This window comes from Lysobacter sp. CA196 (genome assembly GCF_052078695.1).
In the GTDB taxonomy this organism is placed as follows: Bacteria; Pseudomonadota; Gammaproteobacteria; order Xanthomonadales; family Xanthomonadaceae; genus Lysobacter.
Window position 1 is genome coordinate 225,636 of sequence record NZ_JBQJIN010000006.1, and the last position, 10,247, is coordinate 235,882.

A 10,247-nucleotide genomic window follows, 5' to 3' on the forward strand; every position below is an offset into this window, starting at 1 on the left:
CGGCGGCTCATGCCACCACCACGGTTTGTTGCGGATCGAACTCGAAGCCGTCGGCACCGAGGACGCTGGGCAGACTATCCAGGCCGTCCACGCGCAAGCGCACCGGATAGTCGCCGGCGACCACGTCCGCTACGGTGAACTCCAGCACGCTCGGTTCGGCCGGATCGGCGGGCGTGTCGATGCTGTCGGCCCGCACCTGGGTGTCGCCGAACAACAGGCGCACGGCGTCGTGCTGGGCCGGCAACAAGCGCGGCCGGCATCGGAGCGTCAGCGCGATGTCGCCGGCGGCTGCGGCCAGCGGTGTCACTTCGATCAGCGGCGCGAGCGCCAACACCACGGTATTGCTGAGCAGCGCGGGCTGTCCTGGCGAGGCTTCCTCGCGCAAGCGCACCGCGTATTGCCCGATGCACCAATCCGCCAGCGCGCCCGCATCGCCGGCCGCGGGCAGCGGCAGCAACAGGGAATGCTCGTCTTCGCCCGCGCTCGGCGCCAAGGATTGGTGCAGGCCACCGCGGGCGGCCTCGAAGATCGCCTGCACGGCCGTTGCGGCCAGTCGTTCGCCGCGCAAGCGCAGGAGATCGCCCAGGCGCGCGGCGGGCAGCAGTTCCGATGCCGCCGGACGGACATCGTCGAGGCGAGGAGCGCCGGCGGCGACGGCCTTCGGGCCGCGGTCGTCGGCGCCGCGCTTGAGTACCGGCAGCGCGCTGCGCGCAGCCGCGTCGGACTCGATCAGCACCACCGACACCTGGTAAGCCATCGAGGGGCGATAACGAGCCTGCATCGCCGTCCATAGCTTGGTCAGCTCTTCGGTGTTCAGATATTTCGGGCTGATCTTGATCCACTCGATCTGGTCGGCGAGGCTCAGCGCGGAAAAGTCTCCGAACGGCGGCGTCGGCGGCCCGAGCACGATGCGCAACTGGGCCCGGCTCAGGGTCGGGGTTTCGTGCAGGAACTGCATGCCCAGGCCGAGCAGGGCTTCGGCCGCCAGGTCCTGGGCGCCGTACGCGGTCAGCAGATAGTGCAGGTCGAGCGCCAGCGGCGGGGTGCCCATGCGGGCGCCGGCGCCGTCGCGGGCAGGCAGTTCCTGGTTGCGCCAACCGCTGTTCGGGGTGACCTGATAGAGAAACAAATTGAGTTGGTTAGGCTCGGTCTGGCCGGTGGTGATGCGGTCGGGCGGCAACGCGCTGACGCTGACGCTGCCTATCGCCGACAGATCGAGACCGAGCAAGCCGTTGCCGATCAGGTCCTTCAATCCCGCGGTGACGGCAGCGATCGCCAGAGCGTTGCTCATGGCCGTCCTCCATGACGCTGACGCAGATAATCGTCGAGGCCGAGTTTCGGCTCGCGCGCAGGGCCCGTGGCCGGTGCCGCTGCGAATGCCGCCGGTGCGACGGCACCGACCTCCAGACGCCCGATCGTGACCTGGATCGGTGCCGGCGGCGCCGTGACCGGAGCGAGCGCCATGGCGGCCGCGCGACCGGGGTTCGCTACCGGCGCGACCGGCGCCGTGTCGCGTCTGCGCGGCATCGGGCTCGGCAGGGCTGCCGGGGCTGCCAGTCGTTGCGGCGGCTCCACGGCGGGCTCGTGGACATGCAGGCCGATGGCGCGTGCGATGCTCGTTTGCGGTTGCGGCTGTAGGTGTTCGATGCGCGTCGGACGCTCGATGCGTTCGATGCGTTCGATCCGCGCGATGGGTTCGATGTGATCGTTGCGTTCGCTGCGTGGCTTGGGCTCGGCGGCCACGGCGCCGCTCATCGGGTCGCTCGGTGTGTTTCGGTTCGGGCGTGCATCGGGAAGGCGTTGCATTGTGGAACCGGGTCCATCCTGGTCGCTAAGGCGATGGCTGCGATAAGGCGGCCCGATCGCGGACGAGCCCGCCGCCGGTACCGCCAGCGACGCTTGCGGCTGCGCGTTGACCGCGAAGGCCGGCGTCGGTGCGGTGGCTCGGGTCGCAGTCCCGGGCGTCGGTTTAGGTGCCGCGCTCTCCACCCGGGCATGTTCTTCGGGCCATGCACTTGGCCTGGCGAGCGCCGTCATCGGCGCCGGTGCCGGCGCGACGAGGATCGACTCGACGATCTCCGGCGCGGGGCCCGAGGGCTGCCGTGGCTCGAACAAAGACGGTCGACGACGGATCAACAAGGGGCCCTGTTGGCGGGTTCGCGCCACCACGCGATCAAGAAAGCCGTCGGCGTCCGCGCCGGGCCGTTCCGGACCGCGCTCGCTGTCTGCGGGGTGGTGGCGCGCGCTCATGCCTGCACCATGTCGAGATAGAAACGGCGCCGCGTCGGCGCCATGGCGAGGATGTCGCGTTCGCACCAGGCGTAGTGGCGCGCCAGCACGTGGACTTCGGCGAGCAGGTCCTGCGCCCAATCGTCCAGTTCCTCCCACAGGTAGCCGGCCACATCGAGCGACGCCGACCAAGCGTGACGACAGGAGGGGCATTCGACGGCCAAACGCAGATCCGCGAGCGGGTCGTGATCGGCCATCGCCGCGATGACTCGTCGACGCAGCGAGGTCGGCAATTGCGCCGCGGCTACCGGCTCCCGGCCGCGGTGCGCGCTGACCACGCAGCGCTGCAGCAGCAGGGTCGCGCCTTCGCCCCGGCCCGCGCCGTCGTCCAGCGCGGCGATGTCGTCGCTGCACGGAGGGCGGAAATAGATCCGATAGTCCTTGTGCTCGAGCAGCAAGGGCTCGCGCGGCGACGGCATCTGTGTGGGCAAGGGGCAGACTTCGCCTGCGTCGAAGTCGGTTTCGAGGCGATCGCCGCAGGCCGGGCATGCGGCGACGGCGTGCAGTCGTCCGCCGAACAATCCTTTTTGAAGCAGGAGCAGGCAGGCGTCGCGATCGCCGAGGCAGAGTCGGCGCCAATGCGAACGATCGTATTCGGGCCAGGCTGCCGCCAGCAGTCCCAGCGCCCGCTCGGCAGGCGAGGCCGAGTACGCGGTTTCCCAAGTACGCAGCAGGGTATCGACCATGCCGGAGGCGGAGGTCGCGGCAACGCTGGCTACCGGTGCGGCGGCGGAACTCATGCAGGCTCCGTGAAGCTCGGTTCGGCCGGTTCGACCACGTCGACGTCGCGCTCCCAGCCCTCGTTTTCGAGTTTCAGTCGCTGGATCGCGACCGCGTTGGCGTTGGCGTCGAGATCGGGCAGCGACTGGAATTCGGAGACCCAGCAGCGATACACCTTGTAGGCGATGGCGAGCTGGCCGGCTTCGTTGTAGACCTCGACGATCAGATCCTTGCGAAAGTCCTTCAGCGAGACCTCCGAGCCCAGGCCCGAACCGTAGTTCCAGACCTTGTTCGCCCACTGCTCGAACTCCTTGTCGTGGGTGACGCCGCGTTCGAGCGTGATCGCCTCGAATTCGGTGCGGCCCGGCGATTTACGGCTGCTGCTGGGGTCGCCGCCGTCGCGGTGCTTGACCACCTCGGTACTGCGTTTGAGCGCGCTGACCTTGCTGATGCCGGCGACGTATTTGTTGTCCCACTTGACCCTGAACTTGAAGTTCTTGTACGGGTCGAAGCGCTGCGCATTGACGGTGAACTGGGCCATGGAAGTGCTCCTGAGGCGTGGATGAGAGACTCAGACGTCGATCTGGCCGGCGATCTGCTGGATGCGCAGGACCACGAATTCGGCCGGTTTCAGCGGCGCGAAGCCGACCATGACGTTGACCACGCCCAGGTTGATGTCGTTCTGGGTGGTGGTGTCCTTGTCGCAGCGGACGAAGTAGGCGTCGCGCGGCGAGCTGCCCTGGAACGCGCCCTGTCGGAACAGGTTGTGCATGAAGGCGCCGACGTTGAGGCGGATCTGCGCCCACAGCGGTTCGTCGTTGGGCTCGAACACCACCCACTTCAGGCCGCGGAACAGGCTCTCCTCGATGAACAAGGCGGTACGGCGCACCGGCGTGTATTTGTATTCGTCGGCGAGTTGGTCGGCGCCGCGCAGGGTGCGCGCGCCCCAGACCACGCGGCCGCTGGCCGGCATCGCGCGCAGGCAGTTGATGCCGAGCGGGTTGAGCTCTCCGTTCTCGGCGTCGGTCAGCGGCACCGACAACTGCGGTACGCCGACCAGGGTCGCGTCGAGTCCGGCCGGCGCCTTCCACACGCCGCGGCTGGCGTCGGTGCGGGCGAAGATGCCGGCCACCGCGCCGCAGGGAGCGAAGTTCTCGATGCCGTTGTCGCGCAGCAGGTTGGGCTGGCGCAGGCGCGGGAAGAAGATCGCGGCGTTGCGGCTCTTGGGGTCGGCGACGGTGTCGAGGCCGGCGATCGCCGCCTCCTTGCTGGTCCAGCCGCTCGGCGGGTCGATCACATGGAAAGCCCGGCGTCGCTCGCAATAGGCGGTCGCGGCCGAGAGCACGATCGGTTCGGCGTCGAATTGAACGCCGTCGACGCTCTTGTACGGCGGAATGCACAGCAGGTTGAACAGGTCGGACTGTTCCAGCGCGTACAAGCCCTTCTTCAGTTGCATGCCCTGGTCGGGCAGGAAGTGCAGCGCGCCCAGGTGGCTGCCGTCGGAGGCGGCCTGGTCGGCTTCTTCGTATTTCGCCGCGAGCGCTTCGCGCTTGGTCTCCCACAGCGTGCGCGCGGCGTCGATGTCGGCCTGCGACGCGCCGGACTTGATCAAGTCGTCGAGCTCGGTCTTGGCGTCGCCGACGTCGGCCTCGGCGGTGGTGATCGCGTCGGTGCCGGCGCTGACCGAACCCGGTAGGGCGCCCTTGACCCGCACCAGGGCCGATTCGGATTCGAGCACCCGATCGATACGGCGCGGGCTTTCGACCACGGTGACGTTGAGATAGGTTTCCACCGTGCCGCCCGGGCTGGCGTCGCGCACCGTCAGGTTGAACAACGCGGACTGGTCTACGCCGAAGGCCAGTGCGACCTCGGCGTTGGGCGAGGCGACGATTTCGCCGCGCAGCTTGCCGCCCCAGGCGCCCTCATAGGCGGCTTCCAGCGACAGCTCCTTGATCGTCAACGGCGCGCGCGCGGGCGCGATGCTGGCCTTGGCCGCCTTCTGCACCGTTTGCGCAGTCGCATCGGGTTTTTCCGAAGCCCCCTTGGCGACCAGGGCGACCGCTTTGGCGGCGCTTTTCTCCGGGTCGTTGGGGTAGGTGTTGGCCTTGGTCTCGGCCGCGGCAGCCGCTGCCGCGGCGCTGTCGCCGGTGGCCGCCGCGGCGACTGCGATCGCCGCCGCTTCGGCGGCCGGGCTGGCGAAGCTGGCGGTGTTGGAGGCGTACAGGCGCACGATGATCGCCTGACTGCCGCCGTTGAGGAAAAAGTCGCGCACCGCATAGCCGAGTTGGCTGTGCAGCCACAGTCCTCCGTAACGGCGTTCGAAGTCGCCGAAGCTGTTGATCACGATGGCCCGGTCGACCGGGCCGCGCCGGGCGCGTCCCACGAAGGCGGTGATCGAGGTCGCGACCCCGGCGATGGTGCGGACTCCGCTTGGAATCTCCTCGACGTAGACGCCCGGGTAGGTGAGCGCAGCTGGCATGACCATTCTCCTTGCTGGGTTCGTGGAATCAGGATGCGAAGGGCGTCGGCGCGCGGCCGAGCGAGTACAGCGCGGTGCCGTCGGGCAGACGGCGCAGGCGCAACGCGCCGTCGTCGACCAGGCGTTCGAGCGTCGCTTCGATGCGCGCGTGGGCGGTGACGTAGCGTTGCTGCGGCAGCCACCACCGGACGATGCCGTCGAGCGTGTCGGCGGCGAGCGGATGCGCGCCGATGTAGCCGAGCACCGCGGCTTCGATTTCGGCGTCGCGTTCCTGCGCTCGTTCCGGCATCGTCATTGCGGCGTTTCCTTGCTCCGACGATGGATAGCAAGCAATCGCCGTGCCAACTTTTTCGCGATTAACCCGGGCCGAGAGGAAGTCGGGGCAAGGTCATGAAAAGCGAAGCGAAGATTGCCGGTCGACGGAAAGCGGCGCGGCTCGCGAGTGTGGGCGGCGAAGACGTCCGGGTGCGCGCGCACCCACATCGCCGGGTGCGCGCGGGCATTCGCTGCGTTCAGCCGATGCGCAATCGATCGCCGTGGATGCCGTGGCGCTTGAGCAACTTGCCGAGGTGTCGGCGCTCGGTATGCGAGATCTCGGCGGCATGGCTGATGTTGCCCTTGGCCTGTTGCATCAAGCCGATCAGATAGCTGCGCTCGAACGCTTCGATCGCCCGGCGCTTGGCCGAGGCGAAGCCTTGCGGGTGCTGGATCGGATCGGCCGACGCCGATTCGGTCGCCGGCTGCGGTTCGGCTTGCATGGAGGCATCGGCGAAACTCAATTCCTCCATGCCGATATCGGGCAGGTCCGAGCGCAGACAGGTGCGCAGGATCACGTTTTCCAGTTCGCGCACGTTGCCGGGCCAACGGTGCCGGGCCAGCGCCTGCAATGCCGCAGGGCTCCATTCGCGCGCTGGCATGTCCTGGTTGCGCACGATCTCCCCCAGCAGATGCCGGGCGAGCAGGACCACGTCGTGACCGCGTTCGCGCAGCGGCGGAAGCGCCACATACAAGGCGTTCAGCCGATACAGCAGGTCGCGGCGGAAGTGCCCGGCCTCGACCGCGGCGAGCAAGGAAATATTGGTCGCCGCGACGATGCGTACATCGGCCACACGCACCGGGCGTTCGCCGACCGCGCGAAACTCGCCGTTCTGCAGGAAACGCAGCAGGATGGTCTGTGCACGCGCGGACAACGAGTCGATCTCGTCGAGGAACAAGGTGCCGCCGTTCGCATACTCGACCAGCCCGGGCTCGCTGGTGCGCGCATCGGTGAAGGCGCCGCGGCGATGGCCGAACAGTTCCGATTCGAGCAGCGAATCGGGCAGGGCTCCGCAATTTATCGGGACGAACGGCCCCAGGCTGCGCGGGCTGGCGTAATGGACCTCGCGCGCGGCCAGTTCCTTGCCGGTGCCGGTCTCGCCTTCGATCAGGATCGGCGCATTGCAGCCGGCATAGCGTTGCAGCAGGCGCCGGACGGCCTGCATCGGCTCGGACTCGCCGATCATCGACATAGACGGTCCCGTCGGCTTCGTTGCGGAAGTCCGTGGCATGGACATCTTCCTTGTCGGGTGGCCTCCGGCGCGGGCGTACGGCGTCGAAGCGGGGGAGACGGGCCGCAGCCGCGGCCACCTGCTAGGGAACGCGATCGATGGCGGGCGGCGGCCAAACCGGACGAATGCCGCGGCCCTGGCCGTTCCTCCCCCCTGCCGGGTCGCGCCGGTATCCGTGCGTCAAGGGTGCGCAATGCCGTCGAAATTCGTCGAAAGCGTGACGTTGTCGGTGCCGTGACGCGATCTCGGGCCGCAGCGAGCGGATCGCGTACCGGGGCGGCATGCGTCTCGTGCACGCTTGCGCGTACCGACCGCGGCGACTAGCGTGTCGGCGGTCCGCGCTTCGCGCCGTAACGAATCCATGCCATGACCTCCCGCCGTCGCTTCCTGCACAGCTCCTTGCTTGCCGCCACTTCCGCTGCCTTGCCGGCTTTCGCCGCATCGGGGCAGGCTTCGGGTCAGAACAGCACCGGCGCCAAGCTGGTGTCGACCTGGGACTTCGGTGTCGGTGCCAACCAGGCGGCCTGGCCGGTGCTCGCCGCCGGCGGTTCCGCGCTGGATGCGGTCGAGGCCGGCGCGCGCTGGGCCGAGGCCGATCTGTGCAACAGCACCGTCGGCCGTTGCGGCAACCCGGACCGCGACGGCGTGCTGACCCTGGACGCCAGCATCATGGACGGCGACGGCCGTTGCGGCGCGGTCGCCGCGCTCGAAGACATCGCCCATCCGGTCAGCGTCGCGCGCCGGGTCATGGAGCGCACGCCGCACGTGTTGCTGGTCGGTGCCGGCGCGCAGCAATTCGCGGTCGAGCAGGGCTTTCCGAAACAGGTCTTGTTGACCGCCAAGGCCCGCGCCGCCTGGCAGGAATGGCGCAAGACTTCGAAGTACGCACCGAAGATCAACGCCGAGCGTCTGGACACTGCCAAGCCCGGCGACAGCAGCAACCACGACACCCTCGGCATCCTCGCCATCGACGCCAGCGGCAAGCTCGCCGGGGCCTGCACCACCAGCGGCATGGCCTGGAAGCTGCACGGCCGGGTCGGCGACAGCCCGATCGTCGGCGCCGGCTTGTACGTCGACAATGAAGTCGGCGCCGCGACCGCGTCCGGCGTCGGCGAGGAAATGCTGCGCAACGCCGCGAGCTTTCTGGTGGTGGAGCTGATGCGCCAGGGCCGCAGCCCCGACGAGGCCTGCCGCGAAGCGATCGACCGCCTGGTGCGCAAGCGGCCGCAGGCGAGCAAGACCCTGCAGGTCTGCTTCCTGGCGATCAACAAGCACGGCGAAGTCGGCGCGCACGCGCTGCATCGCGGTTTCGTCTACGCCGTCTGCGATGCCGGCAAACGCGATGCCTTGCTCGACTCGCGCTCGGTCTATACGACCGAGCGGACGTGAGCGCCGTCATGAGCCGGCGCAGCCTGGAAATCTCGGCGAACTCGTTGGGCTCGGCGCTCGCCGCGCAGGCCGGCGGCGCCGACCGGGTCGAGCTGTGCGAGAACCTGGGCGAGGGCGGCACCACCCCATCCTACGGCACCCTGGCGGTCGCCCGCGAGCGTTTACGCATTCCCTTGTACGTGTTGATCCGTCCGCGCGGCGGCGATTTTCTCTACGACGAATCCGAACTCGCGGTGATGCGCGCCGACGTCGAGGCTTGTGTGCGGCTCGGTTGCGATGGCGTGGTGATCGGCGCGCTCGATGCCGACGGCGACGTCGACAGCGCGCTGTGCCGCGAGCTGGTCGCGGCGGCCGGCTCGCTCGGCGTGACCTTTCATCGCGCCTTCGACGCCGCGCGCGACCAGAGCCGGGCGCTGGAAGCGGCGATCGCTCTGGGTTGCGAACGGATCCTGACCTCCGGCGGCGCGGCCGATGCCTGGAGCGGCGCCGACCGCATCGCCGCGCTGGTGGCGCAGGCGGCCGGACGCATCGGCCTGATGGCCGGTGCCGGTGTCACCCCGCAGAACATCGTCGCGCTTGCGCAGCGCGCCGCGGTCGATGAGTTGCACGCCTCGGCGAAGCTGCCGACGCGTTCGGCGATGCGCTATCGCAACGAGGCGCTGGCGGGGTTGGCGGCGGATTGGGAGCAGAGCGATGAGGGAAGGGTGCGGGAGTTGCTGCAGGCTTTGCGGGGGTAGTTGTGTATGGTCTTGGGGGCGTGAATCGCGCTTTTAGGGTAGGAGCGGCGCAAGCCGCGACCGCGCGGCATCGATCTCGCTGCGCTGCCGGCCGCAGCCCTCTGTAGGAGCGGCGTAAGCCGCGACCAAGGAACGCGCAGAGGCAGCAGCGCAGACGTCATCGATCGAAGCCGTGAACTGTCGCGGGGTAGGAGCGGCGCAAGCCGCGACCACGCCGCTTGCCGTTACGGCGTTTCTTACCGTTGAGCGTTGAAGCAACATCTACAGCTTCCGTCCGCTAATGCGGCTGGGTTACTTTCTTTTGCTGGCCCAAAAGAAAGCTAACCAAAGGGAGGCCTTCCTTGACGAAGCTCCCCTGCGAGTACGTAGCTGGCGCCGGGATTTTTCGATAGGACATCCTTGTCCTATCGAGTCATTCGGTCTAAACGCTGGGCGCACGTCCTGTGCGCCGCCCTCCGGGTCTACGGTTGCATCGCAAGTTTGGAACTGCGCCAAGCTTTCATCGCAACCGCAACCGCAACCGCTACGGCAACGGCAACGGCAACGGGCTGAGGGTTCGCGCTTGTTCTTGGGTAGGAGCGGCGCAAGCCGCGACCACGCGAGCTGGATTGCCCGCGCCGGAAGCCACAGATTCGCGGTCGCGGCTTGCGCCGCTCCTACCCCGGCGAAAGTGCGTCGCTTCGATGGATGGCATTGGCGTTGTTGTCTCCGCGCGTCCCGCGGTCGCGGCTCACGCCGCTCCTACAGGGGATGGCGTCGCTGCAGTCCGATTTCCTATTGTTGGCCTTGGTCTTGGCATTTCGCTGTGCGCCGTCCCGCACTAGCGAAGGCAGTCGAAGACCCGAAGGGCGGCCCGCAGGGATGCGGGCTGTTTTTCATCGGGACAGGGATGTCCCGTACGAAAAATCACCGCGGATGCATCGCTCGTGCGGGCTGGTGATTCAAAACAAAGCAACTTTTTTGGTTAGGCGGTCTCTAAGCTTAAGTGCATCACCCACCGAAGGGTTCTGCACATGGGCCACCACTACACCCACCTGAGTCCCGAAGAGCGCGGCGCCATCATGGCCTGGGTCCGCCAAGGTCTCA

9 protein-coding genes are annotated in these 10,247 nt (G+C 68.0%); 2 read left to right on the top strand and 7 right to left on the bottom strand.

Annotated elements, in window-relative coordinates; genetic code table 11:
• Positions 1-7: 7 nt before the first annotated feature.
• From ACTOWK_RS08510 to ACTOWK_RS08540, 7 genes are all read right to left on the bottom strand, one after another.
• Positions 8-1,291, bottom strand: coding sequence for a DUF4255 domain-containing protein (locus tag ACTOWK_RS08510; protein ID WP_441329741.1), 1,284 nt, complete (start codon positions 1,289-1,291; stop codon positions 8-10).
• Positions 1,288-2,250 (bottom strand): hypothetical protein, encoded by a 963-nt coding sequence (locus ACTOWK_RS08515; RefSeq protein ID WP_441329742.1) that lies wholly within the window; start codon positions 2,248-2,250, stop codon positions 1,288-1,290. The genes ACTOWK_RS08510 and ACTOWK_RS08515 overlap by 4 nt, the downstream gene beginning before the upstream one ends.
• Complete coding sequence (locus ACTOWK_RS08520) at positions 2,247-3,029, bottom strand: hypothetical protein (RefSeq protein ID WP_441329743.1); 783 nt, start codon at positions 3,027-3,029, stop codon at positions 2,247-2,249. Before ACTOWK_RS08520 ends, ACTOWK_RS08515 begins: the two co-directional genes overlap by 4 nt.
• On the bottom strand, positions 3,026-3,550 hold the full coding sequence (locus ACTOWK_RS08525; RefSeq protein ID WP_441329744.1) for a phage tail protein: 525 nt from the start codon (positions 3,548-3,550) through the stop codon (positions 3,026-3,028). Before ACTOWK_RS08525 ends, ACTOWK_RS08520 begins: the two co-directional genes overlap by 4 nt.
• 30 nt (positions 3,551-3,580) lie before the next feature.
• On the bottom strand, positions 3,581-5,488 hold the full coding sequence (locus tag ACTOWK_RS08530) for a phage tail sheath family protein (RefSeq protein ID WP_441329745.1): 1,908 nt from the start codon (positions 5,486-5,488) through the stop codon (positions 3,581-3,583).
• A 28-nt stretch (positions 5,489-5,516) separates the two neighbouring features.
• A complete protein-coding gene (locus ACTOWK_RS08535) occupies positions 5,517-5,783 on the bottom strand; it encodes a hypothetical protein (RefSeq protein WP_441329746.1) in 267 nt (88 codons plus the stop codon).
• A gap of 217 nt (positions 5,784-6,000) precedes the next feature.
• Entirely contained in the window at positions 6,001-6,996 is a 996-nt protein-coding gene (locus ACTOWK_RS08540; RefSeq protein WP_441329747.1) for a sigma 54-interacting transcriptional regulator, read from the bottom strand.
• 405 nt (positions 6,997-7,401) lie between these two features.
• Here ACTOWK_RS08540 and ACTOWK_RS08545 point away from each other — a divergent pair, with 405 nt between their 5' ends.
• A complete protein-coding gene (locus ACTOWK_RS08545) occupies positions 7,402-8,424 on the top strand; it encodes a N(4)-(beta-N-acetylglucosaminyl)-L-asparaginase (protein WP_441329748.1) in 1,023 nt (340 codons plus the stop codon).
• Between the two features lie 8 nt (positions 8,425-8,432).
• Positions 8,433-9,161: a copper homeostasis protein CutC gene (locus ACTOWK_RS08550; protein WP_441329756.1), complete on the top strand. Its 729-nt coding sequence runs from the start codon at positions 8,433-8,435 to the stop codon at positions 9,159-9,161.
• The last annotated feature ends 1,086 nt before the right edge of the window (positions 9,162-10,247 follow it).

Excerpts from the sequence above, each read along its gene's own strand:
- ACTOWK_RS08510 (WP_441329741.1), bottom strand. The coding sequence starts at position 1,291 with ATGAGCAACGCTCTGGCGATCGCTGCCGTCACCGCGGGATTGAAGGAC.
- ACTOWK_RS08515 (WP_441329742.1), bottom strand. The coding sequence starts at position 2,250 with ATGAGCGCGCGCCACCACCCCGCAGACAGCGAGCGCGGTCCGGAACGG.
- ACTOWK_RS08520 (WP_441329743.1), bottom strand. The coding sequence starts at position 3,029 with ATGAGTTCCGCCGCCGCACCGGTAGCCAGCGTTGCCGCGACCTCCGCC.
- ACTOWK_RS08525 (WP_441329744.1), bottom strand. The coding sequence starts at position 3,550 with ATGGCCCAGTTCACCGTCAATGCGCAGCGCTTCGACCCGTACAAGAAC.
- ACTOWK_RS08530 (WP_441329745.1), bottom strand. The coding sequence starts at position 5,488 with ATGCCAGCTGCGCTCACCTACCCGGGCGTCTACGTCGAGGAGATTCCA.
- ACTOWK_RS08535 (WP_441329746.1), bottom strand. The coding sequence starts at position 5,783 with ATGACGATGCCGGAACGAGCGCAGGAACGCGACGCCGAAATCGAAGCC.
- ACTOWK_RS08540 (WP_441329747.1), bottom strand. The coding sequence starts at position 6,996 with ATGTCGATGATCGGCGAGTCCGAGCCGATGCAGGCCGTCCGGCGCCTG.
- ACTOWK_RS08545 (WP_441329748.1), top strand. The coding sequence starts at position 7,402 with ATGACCTCCCGCCGTCGCTTCCTGCACAGCTCCTTGCTTGCCGCCACT.
- ACTOWK_RS08550 (WP_441329756.1), top strand. The coding sequence starts at position 8,433 with ATGAGCCGGCGCAGCCTGGAAATCTCGGCGAACTCGTTGGGCTCGGCG.